This is a genomic window from Rhizobium sp. 268 (assembly GCF_036571585.1).
GTDB lineage: Bacteria > Pseudomonadota > Alphaproteobacteria > Rhizobiales > Rhizobiaceae > Rhizobium > Rhizobium redzepovicii.
The window spans coordinates 75501-98907 of sequence record NZ_JAPPSO010000015.1; the positions used below are offsets into that span (position 1 = coordinate 75501).

23 protein-coding genes, 1 tRNA gene and 1 riboswitch are annotated in these 23407 nt (G+C 62.5%); of the genes, 14 read left to right on the forward strand and 10 right to left on the reverse strand.

The window, feature by feature from the left end; all coding sequences use genetic code 11:
* Nucleotides 1-258: 258 nt before the first annotated feature.
* The 6 genes from OS035_RS26255 to phoB all read left to right on the forward strand — a co-directional run bounded on the left by OS035_RS26255 (nucleotide 259) and on the right by phoB (nucleotide 6672).
* Nucleotides 259-1293 carry a substrate-binding domain-containing protein gene (locus tag OS035_RS26255; RefSeq protein ID WP_097624769.1) on the forward strand — a complete coding sequence of 345 codons (1035 nt, stop codon included), beginning with the start codon at nucleotides 259-261 and terminating at the stop codon, nucleotides 1291-1293.
* 168 nt (nucleotides 1294-1461) lie between these two features.
* Nucleotides 1462-2943 (forward strand): phosphate ABC transporter permease subunit PstC, encoded by a 1482-nt coding sequence (gene pstC, locus OS035_RS26260; RefSeq protein ID WP_097624770.1) that lies wholly within the window; start codon nucleotides 1462-1464, stop codon nucleotides 2941-2943.
* Nucleotides 2940-4262 carry a phosphate ABC transporter permease PstA gene (gene pstA / locus OS035_RS26265; protein ID WP_331814235.1) on the forward strand — a complete coding sequence of 441 codons (1323 nt, stop codon included), beginning with the start codon at nucleotides 2940-2942 and terminating at the stop codon, nucleotides 4260-4262. The genes pstC and pstA overlap by 4 nt, the downstream gene beginning before the upstream one ends.
* A 15-nt stretch (nucleotides 4263-4277) precedes the next feature.
* Nucleotides 4278-5093: a phosphate ABC transporter ATP-binding protein PstB gene (pstB, locus tag OS035_RS26270; protein ID WP_049732262.1), complete on the forward strand. Its 816-nt coding sequence runs from the start codon at nucleotides 4278-4280 to the stop codon at nucleotides 5091-5093.
* 44 nt (nucleotides 5094-5137) lie between these two features.
* Nucleotides 5138-5851, forward strand: a complete 714-nt coding sequence (gene phoU, locus OS035_RS26275) for a phosphate signaling complex protein PhoU (protein ID WP_025415264.1) — start codon at nucleotides 5138-5140, stop codon at nucleotides 5849-5851.
* Between the two features lie 137 nt (nucleotides 5852-5988).
* Complete coding sequence (gene phoB, locus OS035_RS26280; protein ID WP_003570612.1) at nucleotides 5989-6672, forward strand: phosphate regulon transcriptional regulator PhoB; 684 nt, start codon at nucleotides 5989-5991, stop codon at nucleotides 6670-6672.
* A 277-nt stretch (nucleotides 6673-6949) separates the two neighbouring features.
* Here phoB and OS035_RS26285 read toward each other — a convergent pair whose 3' ends face one another.
* The gene (locus tag OS035_RS26285; protein ID WP_097624772.1) at nucleotides 6950-7483 is read right to left on the reverse strand and encodes a GcrA family cell cycle regulator; all 534 of its coding nucleotides are present in this window, start codon (nucleotides 7481-7483) and stop codon (nucleotides 6950-6952) included.
* Between the two features lie 425 nt (nucleotides 7484-7908).
* Between OS035_RS26285 and OS035_RS26290 the strand changes: the two genes are divergently transcribed.
* The 4 genes from OS035_RS26290 (at nucleotide 7909) to OS035_RS26305 (ending at nucleotide 11844) form a co-directional block, all read left to right on the forward strand.
* Nucleotides 7909-9108: an aspartate aminotransferase family protein gene (locus tag OS035_RS26290; protein WP_097624773.1), complete on the forward strand. Its 1200-nt coding sequence runs from the start codon at nucleotides 7909-7911 to the stop codon at nucleotides 9106-9108.
* Nucleotides 9109-9144: 36 nt separating this feature from the next.
* Nucleotides 9145-10059 (forward strand): ornithine carbamoyltransferase, encoded by a 915-nt coding sequence (gene argF / locus OS035_RS26295; RefSeq protein ID WP_003588772.1) that lies wholly within the window; start codon nucleotides 9145-9147, stop codon nucleotides 10057-10059.
* Between the two features lie 87 nt (nucleotides 10060-10146).
* Complete coding sequence (locus OS035_RS26300) at nucleotides 10147-11139, forward strand: Hsp33 family molecular chaperone (protein ID WP_183852757.1); 993 nt, start codon at nucleotides 10147-10149, stop codon at nucleotides 11137-11139.
* A 117-nt stretch (nucleotides 11140-11256) separates the two neighbouring features.
* Nucleotides 11257-11844 (forward strand): hypothetical protein, encoded by a 588-nt coding sequence (locus OS035_RS26305; protein ID WP_165503938.1) that lies wholly within the window; start codon nucleotides 11257-11259, stop codon nucleotides 11842-11844.
* A 183-nt stretch (nucleotides 11845-12027) separates the two neighbouring features.
* Here OS035_RS26305 and apaG read toward each other — a convergent pair whose 3' ends face one another.
* Together apaG and OS035_RS26315 are read right to left on the reverse strand one after the other, a co-directional pair.
* Entirely contained in the window at nucleotides 12028-12420 is a 393-nt protein-coding gene (apaG, locus tag OS035_RS26310; protein ID WP_003588769.1) for a Co2+/Mg2+ efflux protein ApaG, read from the reverse strand.
* A gap of 252 nt (nucleotides 12421-12672) precedes the next feature.
* The gene (locus OS035_RS26315; protein WP_097624775.1) at nucleotides 12673-13857 is read right to left on the reverse strand and encodes an O-succinylhomoserine sulfhydrylase; all 1185 of its coding nucleotides are present in this window, start codon (nucleotides 13855-13857) and stop codon (nucleotides 12673-12675) included.
* 42 nt (nucleotides 13858-13899) lie between these two features.
* A riboswitch (SAM riboswitch) is annotated at nucleotides 13900-13978 on the reverse strand.
* 73 nt (nucleotides 13979-14051) lie between these two features.
* On the opposite strand from OS035_RS26315, the gene OS035_RS26320 reads away from it, so the two are divergent.
* Both OS035_RS26320 and OS035_RS26325 read left to right on the forward strand, forming a co-directional pair.
* A complete protein-coding gene (locus OS035_RS26320; RefSeq protein WP_165503939.1) occupies nucleotides 14052-15146 on the forward strand; it encodes a 2'-deoxycytidine 5'-triphosphate deaminase in 1095 nt (364 codons plus the stop codon).
* Nucleotides 15147-15204: 58 nt separating this feature from the next.
* A tRNA-Gly gene (locus tag OS035_RS26325) sits at nucleotides 15205-15278 on the forward strand.
* A 22-nt stretch (nucleotides 15279-15300) separates the two neighbouring features.
* Here OS035_RS26325 and OS035_RS26330 read toward each other — a convergent pair.
* Entirely contained in the window at nucleotides 15301-15579 is a 279-nt protein-coding gene (locus OS035_RS26330; protein ID WP_097624856.1) for a hypothetical protein, read from the reverse strand.
* A 363-nt stretch (nucleotides 15580-15942) separates the two neighbouring features.
* On the opposite strand from OS035_RS26330, the gene OS035_RS26335 reads away from it, so the two are divergent.
* Nucleotides 15943-16326, forward strand: coding sequence for a VOC family protein (locus OS035_RS26335; RefSeq protein WP_097624776.1), 384 nt, complete (start codon nucleotides 15943-15945; stop codon nucleotides 16324-16326).
* 324 nt (nucleotides 16327-16650) lie between these two features.
* On the opposite strand, the gene OS035_RS26340 is transcribed toward OS035_RS26335, so the two are convergent.
* The gene (locus OS035_RS26340; protein ID WP_331814236.1) at nucleotides 16651-18657 is read right to left on the reverse strand and encodes a methyl-accepting chemotaxis protein; all 2007 of its coding nucleotides are present in this window, start codon (nucleotides 18655-18657) and stop codon (nucleotides 16651-16653) included.
* 540 nt (nucleotides 18658-19197) lie between these two features.
* On the opposite strand from OS035_RS26340, the gene OS035_RS26345 reads away from it, so the two are divergent.
* A complete protein-coding gene (locus tag OS035_RS26345) occupies nucleotides 19198-20073 on the forward strand; it encodes a transporter substrate-binding domain-containing protein (RefSeq protein WP_183852745.1) in 876 nt (291 codons plus the stop codon).
* Between the two features lie 114 nt (nucleotides 20074-20187).
* On the opposite strand, the gene OS035_RS26350 is transcribed toward OS035_RS26345, so the two are convergent.
* The 5 genes from OS035_RS26350 to OS035_RS26370 form a co-directional block, all read right to left on the reverse strand.
* Entirely contained in the window at nucleotides 20188-20601 is a 414-nt protein-coding gene (locus OS035_RS26350) for a tellurite resistance TerB family protein (protein WP_003570543.1), read from the reverse strand.
* 82 nt (nucleotides 20602-20683) lie between these two features.
* Entirely contained in the window at nucleotides 20684-21388 is a 705-nt protein-coding gene (locus OS035_RS26355; protein ID WP_331814237.1) for a thermonuclease family protein, read from the reverse strand.
* Nucleotides 21389-21399: 11 nt separating this feature from the next.
* Nucleotides 21400-22077, reverse strand: coding sequence for a S24 family peptidase (locus OS035_RS26360; RefSeq protein WP_012556513.1), 678 nt, complete (start codon nucleotides 22075-22077; stop codon nucleotides 21400-21402).
* 113 nt (nucleotides 22078-22190) lie between these two features.
* On the reverse strand, nucleotides 22191-22838 hold the full coding sequence (locus OS035_RS26365) for a response regulator (RefSeq protein ID WP_012556514.1): 648 nt from the start codon (nucleotides 22836-22838) through the stop codon (nucleotides 22191-22193).
* 93 nt (nucleotides 22839-22931) lie between these two features.
* Nucleotides 22932-23330 (reverse strand): hypothetical protein, encoded by a 399-nt coding sequence (locus tag OS035_RS26370; RefSeq protein WP_183852741.1) that lies wholly within the window; start codon nucleotides 23328-23330, stop codon nucleotides 22932-22934.
* Nucleotides 23331-23407: the final 77 nt, after the last annotated feature.

Below are 23407 nucleotides of genomic sequence, written 5' to 3' on the forward strand. Positions count from 1 at the left end.
GCCATAATGATGTTGAGGTAGATTTTGCAACACAAAGTGGAGTGGCGCTCAAAGTTCATGGCGTTGTTGACGCATGTGTTCGGACCATTTTAAAATTTATATTTTATATCAAATACTTAACCTGTCACAAATGTTTCACGCCTTTGACATAAAAGGACGGTGCTTACAGCGCTAAGAGAGTCTCGCCGATGAAAAAAGGCACTGCGAGGGCCTCTCTGAAGGCCGCACTCACACAAGCCCAATGCCGGGAGATTTCTAATGAACACCTTCAAGCTCACCGTTGCCGCGCTCGCTGCAACCGCCGCTTTCGCTGGCGCTGCCGTCGCCCGCGACCAGATTCAGGTTGCTGGTTCGTCCACCGTCCTGCCTTACGCAAAGATCGTTGCCGAGTCCTTCGGCGAAACCTTCACCAACTTCAAGACGCCGGTCGTTGAATCCGGCGGCACGGGCGCTGGTTTGAAGGAATTCTGCAAGGGCGTTGGCGAAGACACCATCGACATTGCAAACGCTTCGCGTCCGATCAACAAGAACGAAGCCGAAGCCTGCAAGGCTGCCGGCGTGACGGACATTCAGGAAGTCAAGATCGGTTATGACGGCATCGTCTTCGCAACCGACTCGTCCAACCCGGATGTCGCCTACGTTCCCGCAGACATCTACAAGGCCCTCGCAGCCCAGGTCGTCGTCGACGGCAAGCTCGTCGCCAACCCCTACAAGAAGTGGTCGGACGTCAACCCGAAGCTTCCGGCTGTTGATATCGCTGCCTATATCCCGGGTGAAAAGCACGGCACCCGCGAAGTCTTCGAACAGAACGTCCTCGCTGCCGGCTGCAAGGCCTCTGGCGCACTCGACGTGATCGCCAAGGAAATCGCCGACAAGGCCGCTCAGACGAAGGCCTGCGTCGCAGTCCGCAAGGACGGCGCTGCTGTCGACATTGACGGCGACTATCCGGAAACGCTCGCCCGCATCGCCGCCAACAAGACCGGCGTCGGCGTATTCGGCCTTTCCTTCTATGAAAACAATGCTGACAAGCTCAAGGTTGCCAGCATGAGCGGTATCGTTCCCTCCACGGAAACGATCGCCAACGGCACCTACCCGGTTTCCCGCCCGCTGTTCTTCTACGTCAAGAAGGCACATCTCGGCGCCGTTCCGGGCCTGAAGGAATACGTCAACTTCTTCGTATCCGACCAGATGATCGGCCCCGACAGCCCGCTCGTCGAATACGGCCTGGTTGCCGCTCCGGATGCCGAGCGTGACGCGATCCGCAAGGACGTCGAAGCCGGCAAATCTATGTGATGACTTTGCCGGCGCGGCGCTGCAAAGCCCGCGCCGGCATTGCCTTTTCCCTTTGCGCGCCGGCGTTTCCGGTGCTGCAGGGTTGAATTCATTCCGCATGATTGGAAGCTGAAGGCAGGCTGATGAGGCTGCCGGGCTTTGGGGGCTACGGGCCTGGGGACGTAACGAATGAGCACATCCATCATACTTTTGTGCCTTGTGGTGATCGGCGCCGCCGCCTATCTGGTCGCGCGCAGCCGGGCCTCAGCACTTGCCGGAGGCAGATCCTCCGCATTGCATTCACGGCCGGCCTATTACGGCGCCTATGCGGCGATCTGGGCGGTTCTTCCCGCCCTCATCGTGCTTTGCGTCTGGCTTTCTGTCAGCCCCGGCATCATCCAGACCTCGGTTCGCAGTGGCTTCCCTGCCGACGTCAAGGCGCAAGCCGCCGTCGAGCAGGATCTCGGCTATTCGATGGTGGCAACCGTTGCCCGCGGCCTGACGATGCTGAGCGCGGATGAAACCGCAACGGTCGCCGGCGATCCGGCCGCCCTGCAGGCCAAGCTCAGCGAGAAGGGCGTGCCGCTTGCCGGCCAGCCGCAGCCTTACATGCTCGACGCCGCCAAAAAGCTCAACACCATGAGCATGACGAGCCGCCTCGCCATGACGGCGGTGGTCTTTGTTCTCGCTGTTGCCGGCGCCTTCTATGCGCTGCGCGCGATTGCGCCCCGCTTCCGCGCCCGCAACCGGGTCGAGCGCGTCATGCTCTGGGGCCTGCTGCTCGCCTCTTCGATCGCCATCCTGACGACGATCGGCATCGTGCTTTCCATGCTGTCGGAAGCAGCACGCTTCTTTGCCGTCGTTCCTGCCGCCGACTTCTTCTTCGGCACCGTCTGGGATCCGCGTTTTGCCGGTGCCGGCAGCTCGTCCTTCGGCCAGTTCGGCCTCATCCCGCTGCTGCTCGGCACGCTTTATATCGGCCTGGTCGCCATGCTGGTCGCCGTTCCCGTTGGCCTCTTCGCCGCCATCTACATGGCCGAATACGCCTCGCCGAAGCTGCGCGGGGTCGCAAAGCCGCTGCTCGAAGTGCTCGCCGGCATTCCGACGATCGTCTACGGCTTCTTCGCCCTTGTCACCGTCGGCCCGTTCCTGCGCGATTTCTCCGCTCAGATCAGCGGCCTGCTCTCCGGCAGCTACACCAACTTCATCCAGGCGCAGAGCGTCCTGACCGCCGGCATCGTCATGGGCATCATGCTGATCCCCTATGTCTCCTCGCTGTCGGACGACATCATCACCGCCGTGCCGCGGGCGCTGCGTGACGGTTCGCTCGGTCTCGGCGCCACACGCTCCGAAACCATCAAGAAAGTGGTCTTGCCGGCCGCTCTGCCAGGCATCGTCGGCGCATTGCTGATGACGGCCTCGCGCGCCATCGGCGAAACCATGATCGTCGTGCTGGCCGCCGGTGTCGCCGCCCGCATCCAGATCAACCCCTTCGAGCCGATGACGACGGTGACCGTCAAGATCGTCAACCAGCTGACGGGTGACCTTGAGTTCACCTCGCCGCAGACGCTGGTTGCCTTTGCCCTCGGCATCACCCTGTTCTGCATCACACTTTGCCTCAACATCTATGCGCTCTACATCGTGCGCAAATACCGGGAGCAATACGAATGACGGATATTGTTTCTCCCACAACAGGCGTCACCATCTCCAAGGCGCCGGCGCGCCGCGATATCGGCATCAAGCGCCGCTACGCCGCCGAGCGCCGGTTCCAGGCCTATGGCATCGCCGCCATCAGCTTCGGTCTCGTCTTCCTGTTCATCCTCCTGTGGACGGTGATCGGCAAAGGCTACACCGCCTTCCAGCAGACGGCGATCACCCTGCCGATCGAATTCTCCGAGAAGACGATCGACCCGAGCAACAAGCGTGCGACCGACCCTTCGGTGCTGGTTGCCGCCAATTATCCGGTTCTGCTGCGCGATGCGATCGTCAAGCAACTGAACATCAACGCCTCGAGCAAGCCTGACGTGCGCGATGCATCCGCCATGCTTTCCAAGAGTGCGCCGATCCAGCTGCGCGACATGGTCGTCGCCGACCCGTCGATCATCGGCAAGAGCGTCAATGTCACCGTGCTCGCCGACGCCAATGTCGACAGCGCCAACAAGGGCCAGATCGACCTCTCGGTCGATGAAAAGAACCGCAAGGTCAACGACAAGCAGGTTGGCTGGATGAACGAGCTGAAGGCGAGCGGCGCTCTGCACAAGCAGTTCAACACCGGCCTCTTCGTCAACGGCAATTCCAGCCGTCCGGAGGCCGCGGGTCTTGGCGTCGCCCTCATCGGCTCGCTCTACCTGATGCTGATCGTGCTGGTGCTGGCGCTGCCGATCGGCGTTGCCGCCTCGATCTATCTCGAGGAGTTTGCGCCGAAGAACCGACTGACGGATCTGATCGAGGTCAACATCAACAACCTCGCCGCCGTCCCTTCGATCGTCTATGGTCTGCTCGGCCTTTCCGTCTTCATCAACTTCGTCGGCCTGCCGCGTTCGGCCTCGCTGGTCGGCGGCCTGGTGCTGACGCTGATGACCCTGCCGACGATCATCATCGCGACGCGCGCCGCGCTGCGCGCCGTGCCGCCGTCGATCCGCGCCGCAGCGCTTGGCCTCGGGGCCTCGAAGATGCAGATGGTATTCCACCATGTTCTGCCGCTCGCCATGCCCGGCATCCTCACCGGCACGATCATCGGCCTGGCGCATGCGCTCGGCGAAACCGCGCCGCTGCTCTTGATCGGCATGGTCGCCTTCGTCGCCAACGCGCCGACGACACCGCTCGATCCCTCGACGGCTCTGCCGGTGCAGGTCTATATGTGGGCGAACGAGGCCGAACGTGCCTTCGTCGAGCGTACTTCGGGTGCCATCATCGTCCTGCTCCTGTTCCTGATCGTCATGAACATGGGCGCCATCCTCTTGCGTCGTCGCTTCGAGCGCCGCTGGTAAACGGAGTTAAACATCATGAATATGTTGACGGAAGCTGCAGTTGAAAAGGCGCTGGATCAGAAGATGAGCAACGTCCCGTATAAGATGATCGGTCAGGATGTCTCGGTTTACTACGGCGAGAAGCGCGCGCTTTTCGATGTGAACCTGAACATCCGCGAAAACACCGTAACCGCGCTGATCGGCCCGTCCGGCTGCGGCAAGTCGACCTTTCTGCGGAGCCTCAACCGCATGAACGACACGATTGACGGCTGCCGCGTCGCCGGCAAGATCACCCTGGACGGCGACGATATCTATGATCCCGATATCGACGTCGTCGAACTTCGCGCCCGCGTCGGCATGGTTTTCCAGAAGCCGAACCCGTTCCCGAAAACGATTTACGAAAACGTCTCCTACGGCCCGCGCATCCATGGCCTGGCCAAGTCGAAGGCCGATCTCGACCAGATTGTCGAGACCAGCCTGCAGCGAGCCGGCCTCTGGAACGAGGTCAAGGACCGGGTGCATGAATCCGGCACCGGCCTCTCCGGCGGCCAACAGCAGCGTCTCTGCATTGCGCGTGCCGTCGCCGTCAGCCCTGAAGTCATCCTGATGGACGAGCCCTGCTCGGCGCTCGACCCGATTGCCACCGCCAAGGTAGAGGAGCTGATCCACGAACTGCGTGAGAATTATACGATCGTCATCGTCACCCACTCCATGCAGCAGGCCGCGCGCGTCTCGCAGCGCACCGCCATGTTCCACCTCGGCAATCTGGTCGAGGAGAACGACACCGACAAGATGTTCACCAATCCCGACGATCCGCGCACCCAGGACTACATCATGGGTCGCTTCGGCTGATTTTGGCGTCACCAAGCCTTCCCGTTATTCGAGGATAAAGCCCCATGGCATCGACACATATTTATTCTGCCTATGATGATGATCTGAAGTTCCTGTCCAGGCGGATTTCCGAAATGGGCGGCCTGGCCGAGCAGATGGTCGCCGAATCCGTCCGGGCGCTGGTCAACGGCGATACCGCGCTGGCCCAGAAGGTGATTTCCGACGACGTGATCCTCGATCACGCCGAGCGCGAAATCGGCGACAAGGCGATCGTCACCATCGCCCGCCGTCAGCCGATGGCTTCGGACCTGCGCGAAATCATGGGTTCGATCCGCATCGCCGCCGATCTCGAACGCGTCGGCGACCTCGGCAAGAACACCGCCAAGCGCGTCATCGCCGTGCAGAGTACCGGCGTCCCGCGCAAGCTCGCCCGCGGTCTCGAGCATCTGTCCGAGCTGGCGCTCGTCCAGCTCAAGGAAGTGCTCGACGTCTACACGACACGCGCCGCCGACAAGGCGAGTGCGATCCGCGAGCGCGACAACGAGATCGACGCGATGTACACCTCGCTGTTCCGCGAGCTGTTGACCTACATGATGGAAGATCCGCGCAACATCACCAGCTGCACGCATCTTCTCTTCTGCGCCAAGAACATCGAGCGCATCGGCGATCACGCCACCAACATCGCCGAGACCATTTATTACATGGCGACCGGAGCACAGCCGGAAGGCGACCGTCCGAAGGACGACAGCGCCAACACCGTCGGCGCGGTCACGGAATAACCGCCTAAACCAGACGATTGCGCGCGCGCCCATGTGGGGCGCGCGAAAAGGTCGCAGCCAATTTTTATGAATTTGCGCAGGATGCATTGCTTAAATCACCCCCGGTTTAAGGATCATGCGCGAGGAGACCGACACGCATGATCCCGAGAGTTGCAGTTGTTGAAGACGAGGAAGCCCTGAGCGTGCTTCTTCGCTACAATCTCGAAGCTGAGGGCTTCGAGGTCGATACCATCCTTCGTGGCGACGAGGCCGAAATCAGGCTTCAGGAGCGCACGCCCGACCTTCTTATCCTCGACTGGATGCTGCCCGGCGTCTCCGGCATCGAACTTTGCCGGCGACTGCGCATGCGACCGGAAACCGAGCGCCTGCCGATCATCATGCTGACGGCGCGCGGTGAGGAGAGCGAGCGCGTCCGCGGATTGTCGACGGGCGCCGACGATTATGTCGTCAAGCCTTTCTCGACCCCGGAACTCGTCGCCCGCGTCAAGGCGATGCTGCGCCGCGCCCGCCCCGAGGTGTTGTCGACCGTGCTGAAATGCGGCGATATCGAACTCGACCGCGAAACCCACCGCGTCCACCGCAAGAGCCGCGAAGTCCGCCTCGGCCCCACCGAATTCCGCCTCTTGGAATTCCTGATGTCGTCGCCCGGCCGGGTCTTCTCCCGCTCGCAGCTCCTCGACGGCGTCTGGGGCCACGACATCTATGTCGACGAACGCACCGTCGACGTCCATGTCGGCCGCCTGCGCAAGGCGTTGAACTTCTCCAACATGCAAGACGTCATCCGCACCGTCCGCGGCGCCGGCTATTCGATGGAAGCCTGAGGGGTTTCCATCTTTTGTGCCGGTGTCGGCCCCTCACTCTAACCCGACCGGGGTCGAGCCACTCGTCTCGACCCGTCCTTCGGACCCCCTTAAACGGGGCGAGGAGACGTGTCCTACGTGACGTTGGAGAGGGACCGAGAGGTCGCGGCATATCCCCTTCGCCGCGCAAGCGGGGAGAAGGTGCCGGCAGGCGGATGAGGGGCAGCCACACCCAGCCCACTCGCATAAAAAAACGGGCCACTCGGCCCGTTTTCGAATTCTCTGCAATGTCGCCCGCTCAGCTCGCCCGCGCGGCCGCGCGGCGGCGTTCGTTCACCGGCTGGTAGGCTAGCTTCTGGTGATAGCTGCAATAGGGCGAGTTGTCGGGGGATTCGCAGCCGCAGAAGTGGAAGTCGTCCTTCAGCGGATCGCCGACCGGCCATTTGCAGGTGCGTTCGGTCAGTTCCGTCAGGCCGAGGCGGCGCGAGATCGGCACGACCACGTTGCCCTTCGGCACGTATTCCATTTCCTCGACCGTTTCGATCTCGATCTCTTCCTTCAGCATCGTCGCGCCCTGCTGGCGGGTAACGGTGCGGGTAGCGATCCGCGAGGCGTAGTTCGGTGCGCGCGGTGCCGATGTATTGCGTTTCGGCGTGCGCGCCGCGGCGGCCGTGCCGCCGGCCTTGGCGCGGCCGGGAAGGCTCAGCCGGTGAACCTTGCCGATCACAGCGTTTCTGCTGACACCGCCAAGTTGCGCCGCGATCTGGCTGGCGCTCAGTCCTTCGGCCCAGAGCTTCTTGAGTTTCTCGACCCGCTCGTCTGTCCAGTTCATGCCCTGTCTCCACCTTTTGCGTTGGTGATGGCAGAATCCCTCACCGTTGTCCCGGAAGCCTCCGAAACAAGAAACGCTTGATCAATTTTGGTGACTAGTTCCGCCGCATGCAGTCTAGTAATTGAACTTTAACCTAGTGTGAGCCTGACTCCGTGACAAGAGTCGCATGAATCCGGATGAATCGAATTCGGAGTTTTCCCCAACTTGCTTCCGCTGCGTGGCATTTCTGCAATATTGCCTGTTGAAGGCCGAAAACACCGCTGTACAAGCTTGCTGCATGCGCTAAGGGCGCAGTTTTGTTGACATTGCAGCGCGAAAAGGAAATAGTACCGCTGGCCGCCGCAAGGCGGCATTTTTGATTTTTCGGGCCTGGTTTTCTTAGCCGGAGTCCCATGTTTGACAACGCTGATCGGGAGACCCGCGCCATGGCTGAAGCCGCGCCGCTTTATGACACCTATTCTCGTGCCCCACTGCGGTTCGAGCGAGGCGAGGGCGTATGGCTGATCACCGAAGGCGGCGAGCGTTATCTCGATTTCGGCGCCGGCGTCGCCGTCACCTCGGTCGGCCATAGCAACCCGCATGTGGTTGGGGCGCTGAAGGAACAGGCCGACAAGGTCTGGCACCTCTCCAACATCTATGAGATCCCCGGCCAGGAGCGCCTCGCGAAGCGGCTGACGGACGCCACCTTCGCCGACAAGGTGTTCTTCACCAATTCAGGCGCCGAGGCGCTGGAATGCGCGATCAAGACGGCGCGCCGCTACCAGTTTTCCAAGGGCCATCCCGAGCGCTTCCATATCATCACCTTCGAAGGCGCTTTCCATGGGCGCACGCTCGCGACCATCGCTGCCGGCGGCCAGGAGAAATACCTCGAAGGCTTCGGCCCCAAGGCGCCGGGCTTCGATCAGGTGGCCTTCGGCGACATCGAAGCCGTCCGCGCCGCCATCACCGATGCGACGGCTGGAATTCTCATCGAGCCCGTGCAGGGCGAAGGCGGCGTCCGCCCGGCCACGCCTGAGTTCATGAAGGCGCTTCGCCAGCTCTGCGACGAAAACGGCCTGCTGCTGATCCTCGACGAGGTCCAGACCGGCGTCGGCCGCACCGGCAAGCTCTTTGCTCATGAATGGTCGGGCATCACGCCCGATATCATGGCGGTCGCCAAGGGCATTGGCGGCGGTTTCCCGCTCGGGGCCTGCCTTGCGACCGCTGAGGCCGCCTCCGGGATGAAGGCCGGCACGCACGGCTCGACCTATGGCGGCAATCCGCTCGCAATGGCCGTCGGCGGTGCCGTGCTCGACATCATCCTCGCCGATGGCTTCCTCCAGCAGGTGCGCGACGTAGCACTCGTCTTCCGTCAGGGACTGGCCTCGCTGAAGGACCGCTATCCCGATGTGATCGAGGATATCAGAGGCGAGGGGCTGCTGCTCGGCGTCAAGGCGGCGGTTCCTTCAGCCGAACTGCTGCAGGCGATCCGCGCCGCGCATCTGCTCGGCGTGCCCGCCGGCGACAACGTCATCCGCCTTCTTCCGCCCCTCGTCGTCACCGCCGAGGAAGCCCGCGAGGGCCTTGCCCGCATCGAGCGCGCCGCCGAGAGCATCCGCGCCTCCAAGGTCAAGAAGACGGCTTGAAAGGATTGCGCCTGCGGGCGCACGACAGGTAAGAACATGGCTCCTAAACATTTCCTCGACCTTTCGGCGGTCACCTCAGCCGACCTCAGAACCATCATGAACGATGCGCTCGCCCGCAAGCAGGCCTTCAAGGCCGGCAAGGGCGACAAGCCGCTCGCCGGCAAGATGCTGGCGATGATTTTCGAAAAGCCGTCGACCCGCACCCGCGTCTCCTTCGATGTCGGCATGCGCCAGCTCGGCGGTGAAACGCTGTTTCTATCAGGCACCGAGATGCAGCTCGGCCGCGCCGAGACGATCGGCGACACCGCCAAGGTGCTGTCGCGTTATGTCGATGCGATCATGATCCGCACCACCGAACATTCCAGGCTGAAGGAGCTTGCCGAGCATGCGACCGTGCCGGTGATCAATGCGCTGACGGATGACACCCATCCCTGCCAGATCATGGCCGATATCATGACGTTCGAAGAGCACCGCGGCCCGATCAAGGGCAAGACCATCGCCTGGACCGGCGACGGCAACAATGTGCTGCATTCGCTGGTCGAAGGGGCGGCGCGTTTCGGCTACCGCATGAACATGGCCGTGCCCCTTGGTTCGGAGCCCAAGGATCACTATCTGAACTGGGCCCGCAATGAGGGCGCCGAAATCATGCTCTGCCATGATGCCGACCGTGCGGTCGACGGCGTCGATTGCGTGGTGACCGATACCTGGGTCTCCATGAATCAGGAACATCGGGCCCGGGGTCACAACGTCTTCCAGCCTTATCAGGTCAACGCGGCCTTGATGGCCAAGGCCGGCAGCGATGCATTGTTCATGCATTGCCTGCCCGCGCATCGCGGCGAGGAAGTGACGGACGAGGTGATCGACGGCCCGCAATCCGTGGTCTTCGATGAGGCGGAAAACCGTCTTCATGCGCAGAAGTCGATTCTTGCTTGGTGCCTGGGCGCGATCTGAACCACAATCGGACGCCGCGTGTGAAAACGCGCGGCCGCGCGAGCGAAGGGCACCCTGTCCTTTCGCTTGAAAACTAGGAGTGAATCCATGGCAGAAGCTGCAGCCGCCCTCGGCCAGTTCGATTTCGCCGGCGATGACCATGTCGTCCCCTTCCAGGTGGAGGGTCTGGATGTGCGCGGCCGCGCCGTCCAGCTCGGCCCGATGCTCGACGCGATCCTCGAGCGCCATCATTATCCCGCACCCGTCGCCCGGTTGCTTGCCGAAGTCGTGGTGCTGACGGTGCTGCTCGGCACCTCGCTGAAGTTCGACGGCAAGTTCACCGTGCAGACCAAGGGCGATGGCCCGGTCGATCTTCTCGTCGCCGATTTCTCGACGCCGGAAAATGTCCGCGCCTATGCCCGTTTCGATCAGGCGTTGCTCAACAAGGCCATTGAAGCTGGGGAAACCGAGCCGGAGCAGCTGCTCGGCCGGGGCGTGCTCGCCTTCACCATCGATCAGGGCAAGTTCGGCCAGCCCTACCAGGGCATCGTCGAACTCGACGGCACCTCGCTCGAGGACATCGCCGGCGTCTATTTCCGCCAGTCGGAGCAGATCCCGACGCGCGTACGCCTGGCCGCGGCCGAGCTCTTCGACCGCGACGATGCCGGCAAACCACGCCATCGCTGGCGGGCAGGCGGCCTTGTCGCCCAGTTCCTGCCTGAGGCGCCGGAGCGCATGCGCCAGCCGGATCTCCACGGCGGCGACGGCGACACCGGCGGCCGCCCGCATGGTGAGGACGACGCCTGGACCGAAGCCCGATCGTTGGTCGAGACCATCGACGCCGATGAATTGACCGACCCGCTGGTTGGCACCGAGCGGCTGCTGTTTCGCCTGTTCCACGAACGCGGCGTCCGCGTCTACGAACCGCGGGCGGTCTTCGACCGCTGCAGCTGTTCGCGCGACAAGATCAAGGGCGTGCTGAAAGGCTTTACCGCCGAGGAGATCGAGGCCAGCCAGGAAGACGGAGAAATCGCAGTCACCTGTGAATTCTGCTCGACCACCTACCGCTTCGAGCCGGCCGAACTTCAGCCGGCCGAATAGGCTCGGTTGAGCACGCACAGAACGAATACAAAAGATTAGCGATGATGCAGCACGGTGACTCGACTTTCGGTAGTCACTGTGCACCAATTACCCAATTGGTTCGGGGATGGGGACTTCATGCGTATTTTTTATGTCGTAGTCGCACTCATGGCTGCGATGCCACGAATTGGCTTGGCTGATGATAAGGCAATCCAATGGAAAGAGGTCGGGGGCTGGACCGTGGCTGTCGACCCGACTTTAGACAATGGCTGTTTTGTTCTGACTTCCTTTGATGATGACACCATTTTTCGTCTTGGCTTCAATTTCCGAAAAAAGGACAAACCTCTGTACATTCTGCTTGGAAATCCGAACTGGAAATCCTTGGAGAAAGGTAAGCATTATCCCATCGAACTCTCGTTAGACCAGTCTCGATGGACGGCTGATGCGAGAGGTCTTGATCTCGATGGCCTCAAATCATTGTGGATCGATACCGACGATACCGACTTGATTGAGGAGTTCGCTGGTAAACTGAGTTTCCGCGCCCGCTTTAACGGAAAAGAGATTGTTGCCCTCGGTTTGAAAGATTCCGAGAGGGCAGCGGATGAGTTGCTCGCCTGCCAAAAGGCGGTAAACGATGCGGTCATGAAACAGCCGGGGCCGCCACAATCAAAAGATCCGTTCGAAGCAAAGCCAGGCACCCAAGCCTCGGATCTTTTTGACCTTTAGTTGATTGCTGACTGGGCAAGCCCGAGGATCCACGGCGGGGGGGTACGGCGCCCATGTTGGTACTGACTGGAAGGCTGCAGCCGGCCGCGTCCGAGCGCAGTGATTGCCGCATGGGTCCTCGGGTCAAGCCCGAGGACCCATGCGGCAAGCACGGCGTTCGCGTTCGAACTGACAAGCAACCCGTCAGTTGAGCACGCGCAACAGCCCCGGTGAATCCAGCGAGAAAGCGGGGATGTCGACATCGAACATCTCGCCTTCATCCGTTTCCATCTGGTAATGGCCGAACATCAGCCCGGAGGGCGTGTCGAGCGGGCAGCCGGAGGAATATTCGTAGGTATCTCCAGGGCTGAGCCGCGGCTGTTCGCCGACGACGCCGGGGCCGGTCACCTCGTCCACCTGTCCGTTCTGGTCGGTGATATTCCAGTAGCGGTTGACCAGGCGAACCGCGATGGCGGAATTGTTGCTGATGACAATCCGGTAACCCCAGACATAGCGATCGTCTTCCGGATCGGATTGCTCCTCCAGATAGAATGGCTCGACGACGACTTCGATATCTTTTGTGAGGGCGCGATACATGCCTTGCACCTTAGTCAAGATATGTTACCCGTATCTTATAAGAGGCGCTGTCCGTCAAGAAACGGAACGTTGATCGTGACTAAAACGGTCCTGATCCAAGCTGTTTCGATTGTTAAGCCTAATTGACAGTGTTAATTTCACTTCCGAACGCCGGCACCGCCGAACTTGTTCCCCGGCCGGACCGCAGTGAGGTCCGGCCTATCACATCGTGGCGTGCCGAACCCCCGAGGGGTCCGGCCGCCATGGGTGGGATCAGGCCGAGACCTTGGCAAGCGCCTTGGCGAAATCCTCGATCAGATCGTCGGTATCCTCGATGCCGGCCGAAAGGCGGACCGTGCCCGGGGAAATGCCGAGTTCGGCGCGCGCCTCCTCCGTGAGGTTCTTGTGCGTCGTCGTCGCTGGATGGGTGATCAGGCTCTTGCTGTCGCCGAGATTGTTGGAAATCTTGATGATCTCGAGCGCGTTCTGCAGCGCGAAGGCCGCCTCCTTGCCACCCTTCAACTCGAAGGCGACGAGGGTCGAGCCGCCGGTCATCTGCTTGGCGATGATGTCGGCCTGCGGATGGTCCTTGCGGCCGGGATAGATCACCTTAGCGACCTTGCCTTGCTCGGCCAGGAAATCGGCGATCTTCGCCGCATTCTCGGTCTGCTGACGCACGCGCAGCGGCAGCGTTTCGATGCCCTTCAACAGCGTCCAGGCATTGAACGGCGACATGGCCGGGCCGGTATGGCGGAAATAGTCGTGCAGGTTCTCGTCGATCCATTCCTTGTCGGAAAGCACGACGCCGCCGAGGCAGCGGCCCTGGCCGTCAATATGCTTGGTGGCGGAATAAACGACGATATGGGCGCCAAGCTCCAGGGGCTTCTGGAAGAGCGGTGTCGCAAAGACGTTGTCGACAACGACCTTGGCGCCGATCTGGTTGGCGAGCTTGGCGACGCCTGCGATATCGATCACTTCGAGCGTCGGGTTGGTCGGGCTTTCCAGGAAGAACACTTTGGTCTTCGGCGTGATCGCCTTTTCCCAGTTCGCCAGATCCCGGCCGTCGATCAGCGTGCAGTCGATGCCGTATTTCGGCGCCAGCGTCTCGACGACCCAGCGGCAGGAGCCGAACAGGGCACGCGCAGCGACGATATGATCGCCTGATTTCAGCTGGCAGAGGATCGCCGCGCTGACGGCCGCCATGCCGGAAGCGGTGGCGCGGGCGTCTTCGGCGCCTTCGAGCATGCACATGCGCTTTTCGAACATGTCGTTGGTCGGGCTGCCGTAGCGGGCGTAGATGTAGCCGTCCGTCTCGCCCTTGAAGCGGGCTTCGGCCGCCTCCGACGTCTCATAGACGAAGCCCTGCGTGAGATAGATTGCCTCGGATGTTTCGCCATATTGCGAACGCAAGGTTCCGCCGTGGACGAGTTGGGTTGCCGGGCGCCAGGTCTTGCTCATGCCATCACCTTCACATAACAAAAAAACCGGCCGCAAAAGCAGACCGGTTTCAACCCGGTCTTTTTAGCCACTTGTTTAACGTGGCTGCAAGCCGACCGGCCAAATCACCACGGGATAATTCTGCAATACTGCTGTTAGCTGCTTGCGTCAATTCCCCGTATTTGGTTTTGTCGGCGGCAAATGATGGATGAGGCATGATGGCTCGTGAAACGGGAATTCTGGCGGACCGCGCGATCTCGGCGCTGTTCGAAACGGGGCGTCTGATCTCCGAACGGGAGCTGGACCGTGACCAGATCCAGCCGGCAAGCCTCGACCTGCGCTTGGGCGCCAAGGCTTTTCGCGTGCGCGCCAGCTTCATGCCCGGCCCCTCGCACCTGGTCTCGGACAAGCTCGACCGCCTTAGCCTGCATGTCATCGACCTTTCCGAAGGTGCGGTGCTCGAAACCGGCTGCGTCTATATCGTGCCGCTGATGGAGAGCTTGGCGCTGCCGGCCGACATGTCGGCCTCGGCCAATCCGAAGAGCTCGACCGGCAGGCTCGATATCTTCACCCGCGTCATCACCGATTACGCCCAGGAATTCGACAAGATCCCATCCGGCTATGCCGGCCCGCTCTATCTCGAAATCAGCCCACGCACCTTCCCGATCGTCGTGCGCCGCGGCTCGCGCTTGTCGCAGATCCGCTTCCGCGTCGGCCAGGCCCTGCTCGGCGAGCCGGAACTGTTGAAGCTGCATGAAAGCGAAACGCTGGTCGCCAGCAAACAGCCGAACGTCTCCGGCGGCGGCATCGCGCTGTCAATCGACCTTGCCGGAGATGAAGACGGCCTGATCGGCTATCGCGGCAAGCACCACACCGCCGTTGTCGACGTCGACAAGAAAGATCAGCACGACATCTTCGATTTCTGGGAGCCGCTCTATAGCCGCGGCCGCAACGAACTGATCCTCGATCCCGACGAGTTCTATATCCTCGTCTCGCGGGAGGCCGTGCACGTGCCGCCGGATTATGCCGCCGAAATGACCCCCTTCGATCCGCTGGTCGGCGAATTCCGCGTCCATTACGCCGGCTTCTTCGATCCGGGCTTCGGCCACGCACCGGCCGGCGGTCGCGGCAGCCGCGCCGTGCTCGAAGTGCGCAGCCACGAAGTGCCCTTCATCCTCGAAGACGGCCAGATCGTCGGCCGCCTGGTCTACGAGCACATGCAGGAAAAACCGACCAGCCTCTACGGCTCCGGACTCGGCTCCAACTACCAGGCCCAGGGCCTCAAACTCTCGAAACACTTCCGCATCTGAGAGATCGGTCCCGCGCGGCTTGACAGCGGCCCCCATCTGTTGGAAATCTCAGCGGATCGCGGGTGTAGCTCAATGGTAGAGCAGCAGCTTCCCAAGCTGAATACGAGGGTTCGATTCCCTTCACCCGCTCCAACTGCCTTTCCAGCGAACTTCTCTAATCCCCAAAAAACCGGATCGGCTTGTACCGGCGGTGCGCGATGATCAGGCTCCGGTCGGGCTGGATGATGTAGGTTTCCTCCACCTGCTGGCCATACTGGTCGATGAAATCATGCGGGAAGGCGGAGCCAGCAGGTGATTTGGTGAGCTTGCTGCGTGGCTGGCCGTTATAGGTGATGCTTCCCGGGATCGGCTCCAGGCCGGGGCCGCTATAGGTGGCGGTGCTGCACCCGGTGAGAATGAGGCTGCCGATCAGGCCGATGAGTGCGGGTTTCATGTCCATCCCTTCCGATGCGCCGAGGATGCGATCTTACTCCCGATCGGATCACGCTCGCCAGATGAAACGGCGTATCCGCCTTCAATCCTTCGAGAAACGCTGCTTGGGACGCCGTGATCGGGCGCGGGCTATTTCATTGCCGAAACAGGCGCCGTCTGCTAGATCGGCAGCGTCGAAAAAGGCAGGATCGGTTGAGGTAAGCCCGATCCCTTCCGTCAGAGCGTCACGAGCGCTCTCAAAGAAGCTCTGCTCCGTAGCCTATGGCACGAGAACCCGCGACGTGATCTGCATCAGATGCGGGATCCCGGCGGCGTGCGGAGACGGCAAATTGCAGTCCCGGGATTTTTTTGAACGGAGACTGTCATGCGCCTGAACCATCTCGATTTTCACGTACCCGATATCGCTGAAACGGCGGACTTCTTCATCCGCCATTTCGGCCTGACGCTGAAGGATATGCGCGGTAACAACGGCCTAGCGATCCTGGAGGACGATACCGGCCTCGAAATCGTCCTCAGCCACGCCATCGCCAAGTTCGGCATTGCCGACCAGGTCGAACTGCAGCGCCAGACCTATCATATCGGCTTCATTCTGCCTGATAGGGCGGATGTCGATAGGGTTCACGCCGGGCTGGTTGCCGCCGGCGTGGAGCTCTCCGGCCCGCCGGCCGCTATGCGCGGCGGCTGGCTGTTTTATTGCACGGCGCCGGGGAATATCCTCGTGGAGGTTGGGTGGCGGCCGGCCAGGTAAACGCGGCGAAAGGAGGAGATGCCGCGGCCTTGCGATTGCCTCTTCTCCGGAGCGGGGGTCCGAAGGACGGGCGAGACCCGTGGCTCGCCCAGGCTGGTGCCCGTAGGGCGGATGAGGGGGCCGGCGAAGCCGGTCTTTTCATCGACGTCCATGCAGGCTTCGACAGTGGGATAGATTGTGACGGGAGGGCTTTCCGCGTAGCCCCCTCATCCGCCTGCCGGCACCTTCTCCCCGAGGGGAGAAGAGAATTTGCGGCAACCTCTCTGTTCCTCGCTCACGTCTCGCAGGACACGCCTTCTCGTGCTTCGTGCCGTGATTTGCTGCTTAGAACTCCGTCCAGTCACCATCCTGGCCCTTCGGCGCGCTGTCGGTTGCGGCGAAGGCGTTGGCGAGGGTCTGGCCGAGGGCGCGGGCCGGCGAGGCGATCGGGCGGGCCGCACCTTCCCGCGCGACCCGGATCGCGGGTGCCTTGGCCACTGGGCGCGCGGCGGCGCGCGGTGCGGCTGCCGGCGGTCGGGCAGAGGAAATCGGCGCGGCAGCGGCGAAGCCGCCGGTGCCGGTCAGCTTGAACTGGCCGAGCAGGTTGTTCAGCGCCGTCGCTTCCGTCGCCAGGCTGTGGCTGGCGGCTGTCGACTGCTCGACCATGGCCGCGTTCTGCTGCGTACCCTGGTCCATGGTGTTGACGGCGGTGTTAATCTCCTGCAGCCCGATCGACTGTTCGCGCGAGGCTTCGGCGATGGCGTGGACGTGCTGGTTGATTTCCTGCACTTCCTGGACGATCGAATCGAGCGCCTTGCCGGTTTCGCCGACCAGCGAGACGCCGGTCTGCACATGTGTGCCGGAATTGGTGATCAGGTCCTTGATTTCCTTTGCCGCCTTGGCGGAGCGCTGGGCGAGCTCCCGCACTTCCTGGGCAACGACGGCAAAGCCCTTGCCGGCTTCGCCGGCACGCGCCGCTTCGACGCCGGCATTCAAGGCCAAGAGGTTGGTCTGGAAGGCGATATCGTCAATGACACCGATGATGTTGGAGATCTCGCCCGAAGACTTTTCGATCTGCTGCATGGCGGAGACGGCCTTGCGGACGATCTCGCCGGATTTTTCGGCGCCGAGGCGGGTGCGGGCGACGAGCTGGCTCGCCTCCTCGGCGCGCTTGGCGGCGTCGCGCACCGTCGTGGTGATCTCCTCCAGTGCTGCCGCCGTCTCTTCGACGGAGGCCGACTGCTGTTCCGTCCGCCGGGAAAGCTCGTCTGCGGAAGAGCGGATCTCGTTGGCACCGGCGCCGATCGCCCGGGCATTGGCGCCGACCGTATGCAGCGCCTCGTTGAGCTTCTCGACCGAATTGTTGAAATCCTCGCGCAGCGCGTCGAGATGGGCGACGAAAGGCTGGTCGATATGCGAGGCGAGATCGCCGGCGGCAAGGCGGCGCAGGCCGTCGCCGAGCGCGGTCACGGCGCCTTCGAGCTCCGCAGCTTCACGGGTCCGCTGCGCCTCGCGTTCGCGGCGCTCGCCGTCGCTAAGGTTGCGGTCGGCTTCGGCACGCGCCTCGATCCGCGCACGCTCGATCGCGTTGTCGCGGAAGATCGACACGGCCTTGGCCATCTGGCCGACTTCGTCGCCGCGGTCGAGCCCGCCGACCTCGCTTGCGGTATCGCCCTCGGCAAGCCGTGTCATGCGCAGGTTGAGCCTCGTCATCGGGCCGGCAATACCCATCTGGGCGACGACCACGCTGAAGCCGACCGCGAGCAGCACAGCGATGCCGATCAGAACGAGGCAGAAGACGATCCGCCCGTTGACCGAAGCCGAAAGCGCGTCGCCGCCGTCGTTGAGCATCGCCATCATCGCATCATTGTTGGCGATCATCTTCGGCGTCAGCGCATTGAGCTTGGCATTGATCAGAGCAACGTTCGCCTGCGCCCCGGCGCCGTCCTTGGCTTTGCTCTGCTCGATGATCTTGTTCGCCAGCGTTTCGATCTCATCGATGCCGGTCTGAATGTCGTCGATCGCCGGCTTGCGGCTCGGCACCAGCGCCAACGCATCTTTCATCCGCTCGCGGGCCTGCGGCAGCTTGCTCGGCGTGGCGAGCGTCGTCTGGAATGCCGGCGTATCCGGCTTCATGTCGGCAAGCAGGCTCACCTGCAGCACCGAGGCCACCACCGAGGCGCTGGCGCGCGCGCTCTGCATCGAGGCCAGCGCTTCATGATCGATGAAGGCGCTGTAGGCGGCGTCCGCACGGCGGAATTCGGCGACGACATAGACCAGCCCGGCCATCGTGATCAGCCCCAGCAGCGCCACGACCGATATGATTTTCGTGCGGATTTTCAGATGCTTCATGGAAATGTCACCCGGTTGACCGGGCGTCGCACGCCCGGTTCTTTGAAATTAATTGTTGCAAACAGAGCACTGCGTCGGTGTCGCGGCTCAGGGATTATTGCGGGGTTGACGCATGCATCATGCAATCGGCCGGCGGGTCCGTGTCGTCGTCACAAATAGAGGCGATATTCTTTAATTCCGCGCTAACGGCGGGGCGGCGCCGCGGTGATTTTTGGGAGCGTCAACCGGCAAGCCGCTCCGGCTGCCACCGCGCCGAAGGCTGCCCCTCGCCCTAACCCTCTCCCCGTTCTGACGGGGAGAGGGGACGTGCCATGAAAGAGGTTAGCGAGGGACGGAGAGGTCGCGACATATCCCCTTCGCCCCGCAGGCGGGGGTCCGAAGGACGGGTCGAGACGCGTGGCTCGACCCCGGTTGGTGGCGGCAGCCGGATGAGGGGCGGATGTGGCACGATCCGTCCCATGCATATTCCTTGTCCCGCATGACTCTGCTACATCTCGCCGACACCACACGCTTCGCGCTTAATCCGAGACCAAGATCACGATGATGCAATCCAAGTTGGCATCCCTGGCTGTGAAGGGGTTTCTCGCGTTCGGCCTGTTTCTGGGCGCTCTATCTTTTGGCTTTTCCGCATCCGCCCAGCAGGCAACACCCTCGCTGCCGCTGCTTTTCGATGCGCGTGAACGTCTGGCGCGGCCCGATCTCTCCTCGCTGGTCCGCCTGCGCTTCCTGACCTCGGTCGATTTTCCGCCGTTCAATTTTACCGATCAGAACGGCAAGCTTTCCGGTTTCAACGTCGATCTCGCCCGCGAAATCTGCAGCGAGCTGGAGATTTCGGACAAGTGCCAGATCCAGGCGATCCCCTTTGCCGATTTGAAGGATGCGCTCGCCGCCTCGCAGGGCGACGCCGTGATCGCCGGCCTTGCCGTGACGCCGGAGCTGCGCCGGCAATTCGTCTTCTCCCGGCCGTATCTGATGCTGCCGGCCCGCTTCGTGCGCAATCTCGCCGTGCCGCTCGACGGCAAAACGGCTGCCGCCCTTTCGGCGCACCCGGTCGGTGTGGTCAGGGGCACGGTGCACGAGGCGATGCTGGCCGCGTTCTTTCCGGCGATCAAAGCCCAAACCTTCGACACCAAGGACGCCCTGCTTACGGCACTCAAGGATCGCAAGGTCGATGCCGCCTTCGCCGATGCGCTGCAGCTCTCCTTCTGGGTCTCCTCGCCGGCCTCGGCCAAATGCTGCGCCCTGTTCGACGGCCCTTATCTCTCCGAGCATTTCCTTGGCGAGGGCATGACGATCATGCTGCGGCAAAAGGATAGCGTGCTGACGGCGGCGATCGACCATGCGCTCGCCACGCTGTCGCGCAATGGCCGGCTTCAGGAAATCTATCTGCGCTATTTTCCCTACGGGCTTTATTGAGCCTTCAAGCCTAAAGCGCGGCGCGATCTTTCAGATTCGCTCCTCGCGCTTTAGCTCTTTGTTTTTGCGCATGTCGTTGCCGCAAAACCGCGGCACACTTTTGCGCGACATGCCTTATCCCTTGCGGAAGCGGGCAATGGCGCTGCGCTCGATCGCCGCGCAGGTGAGCTTGTCGAGGCCGAGCCGGTCGCGCAGCAGGCTGAGCAGCCGCAGTTCCTCGGCTTTGACGGAGAGATCGGCGGAAGCGACTTCGACGGCCAGCGCATAGGCGGTGTCGTAGAGTTTTGCCGGCAGGGTGTCGCGCACGGTTTCGAGAACGACGTCGAGGCCTTCGGGCCCGGCCAGCAGCGAGGCGCAGTCGCGCGCCACCGAAATCAGCTTGTCGTCGTCGAAGTCCCGGAAAACCGGCAGGAACCCGATCAGTTGTCCGATCCTTTCCATCTCCCGGTCGTTCATCGTGCTGTCGACGGCTGAGGCCATCACCATCACGTAGATCAGCGCATCATGGGCGGAAAGCGGCTTGTTCATCTCTGATTCCTTTTTCGATCAGCCCAGAGTGGGAATTGGCAGCCGGCATTGCAAGGGATCGGCGCCCTGTCAAGACCGCCGGTTATCTCCGGCGCGGATCGTCGCCGTAAAGGCCTTTTCCGGCTTGCCTGGCCTTCTCGGCGGCCGATGCCAGCGGCGAACCCGCCGCTGCCTCGGCCCAGCCGTTTTCGGCAAGCCAGGCGCCGAGATCCTGCGTGCCGAGCCGGCAGGCGACCGTCGCCGTTTCCGTCCATTCAACAGCGTCGAGATCGCACGCGATGCTGCGGTTGCGCAACAGCTGGCGCAGCGCGGTCTTTGCCATCATGCCGCAGGGCCATTGCCGGCCGGTCGGCCCGCATATCTTGTCGGCCGGCGTCGGCACGATGCCGGCAAGCTGCAGCTTGCGCTCGCCGAAGGAGAGAAGGCCGGCATTTTCGACTGCCGGCCGCGCCAGCTCCACCGGTTTTTTCGCGGCTGGGCTTGCCGTCTGCCCGGCGGCCGTCTCGGCCCGTTTCTCGCTCTCGGCGACTTTGGGTGCCGTGCCGTCGGCAGCCCCGAGGGAGGGCGCCGCCGGTTCCGTCGAGCGGACGATCACTTCGGCCCGGTCCTCCGAAATCGCAGCCGGTTCGCCGGCTGGCGCGGGCGGATCCACAGCGGCCACCGTTTCCTCGGCAGGCACGGGCTCGCCTTCGGCCGTGCCGCCCCGCAGCCTTGCTTCACCCGCCATCAGCAGGCCGGCCACCACCACCATGCCTATGAGACCTGTGAAGATGGCGGCAGGGCGCATGGAATATCTTCCTATTGGCTGGCCCAGATGATGCGGGCGATCCAATCGACATCGGAAAGCTCGAGGGTGCGGTTGGGATGCTCGGGATTGAGCGACATCAGCTCGATCGAGCGCGGGCTCTGGCGCAGCAGCACCTTGGCCATCACCTCGCCCTCGCATGTGCGCACGACGACGCGGTCGTTGCGGCGCACCTGCGCGCCGGGCTCGACGATCAGCACGTCGCCGTCGCGATAGAGCGGCATCATGCTCTCGCCCTGCACCTCCAGCGCATAGACGGCTGATTTCTGCGCCGGCGCCGCCGGAAATTCCACCACGTCCCAGCCCTGGCCGGCCGGAAAACCGCCATCGTCGAAGAAGCCGCCGGCGCCGGCTTGGGCAAAGCCGAGCAGCGGGATTGAACTGCCCTGCGGCGGAAAGGCGCCGTCAGATTGGCCGGCCGGCCGCTTGGAAAAACCGGCATCGGGCTGCAGAAAGGCAAGGAACTGCTCGACGCTCGCCCCGGTGGCGTCGAGCACCTTGGCGATCGATTCCGTCGAGGGCCAGCGCAGCCGCCCATCGGCGGAAAGCCGTTTCGACTTGTTGAAGGAGGTAGGGTCGAGCCCGGCACGCCGCGCAAGACCGGATGGCGTCAGTTCGTGCCGCTCGGCAAGCCTGTCGATCGCTCCCCAGATCTGATCGTGTGACAGCATAGGCGCCCGATTCCGTGCGCGGCTCATCCGCGCGTCAGCCGGTCGGAATATTAACCGACCGTGCCGCCGGAGTAAAGGCAAAGGAGGAATAAAATCCTGTTATTGCAAGGGTTTCAGGCGACCATCGCCATGTTGATCTTGCCGAGCTGGATGACTGCCTGCGTACGGCTGTCGACGTCGAGTTTCAAGAGGATCGCCGAGACATGCGCCTTGATCGTCGCCTCGGAGACGCCGAGTTCGTAGGCGATCTGCTTGTTCAACAGCCCTTCGCCGAGCATGGTCAGCACCCGGCTCTGCTGCGGCGTCAGGGTATGCAGGCGGTGGATCAGGTCGGCGACATCGGGATCCTGCTCCTGGCCGCCGCGGTAGTTTTCCGGCGTGGCAATGTCGCCGGCAAGCACCGTCTGGATGCTGCGGCGAATGTCGTCGATGCCGGCGGATTTGGAAATGAAGCCGGAGGCGCCGAGTTCCAGCGCCCGACGGATCGTCGTCGCATCGTCGGTTGCCGAGACGATGATGATCGGCAGGCTGGCGAATTCGGAGCGCAGCGCCATCAGGCCGGAAAAGCCGCTGACCCCGGGCATGGCGAGGTCGAGCAACATGAGGTCGGCCTCCGCATGGGCGCCTGCCGCCTTGCGCGCCGCCGCGAAATCGCCGGCTTCGACGATCGCCTGCCGGCCTTCCATGCCGATGACGGCCTGGCGCAGCGCATCGCGAAACAGCGGATGATCGTCCGCAATGATGATGGTCTGTTCCTGCATCGAAAACTCCCTCCCAAGAGCCCGATCGTGCCTGCATGCGCCGCCGTCCCCTCCGAGGTTTGCATGCATGCCTAGTGATATGACTATATCAGATCAGGTCTTCTGCGGAAGGGGATTGGTGTTTTCCTCAGCCTGAAACTCCTTCACCATCCCCATGAAACTCTTCATCATCTTCTCCATGATGCTGATCGAGCGGTCGATCTCGGCATCGCTCGGCAATGCGCGCTGGATGGGGCCGCCCTGTTCCAGCTTCGTCACCCGCTCGGACAGCCGGTCGAGTTCGTCCTCGTAGGCCGCCCGTTCGTCGGCCGCCATCCGGCAGACGAGGGCGCCGTCCTTGTCCTGGCAGATCGACATGGCCCCGGTCTGCCGGTCGAGCCGGACGAAATGGTCGCCGCTCTTCTCCAGCTGGAACCGACTTGCATCGGCCTCGGCTGCGGCCGCGCCAAACGGCAGGAGAAGAACGCCAAGTGTGAGAACCAAAATCTTCATCGTCTCATCCTCCGGATTTTGCTTGTGCGGGTCCTGTTTTTAAGCGCCGGGGCGTGGACATCGCCGCCTCTTTCCGG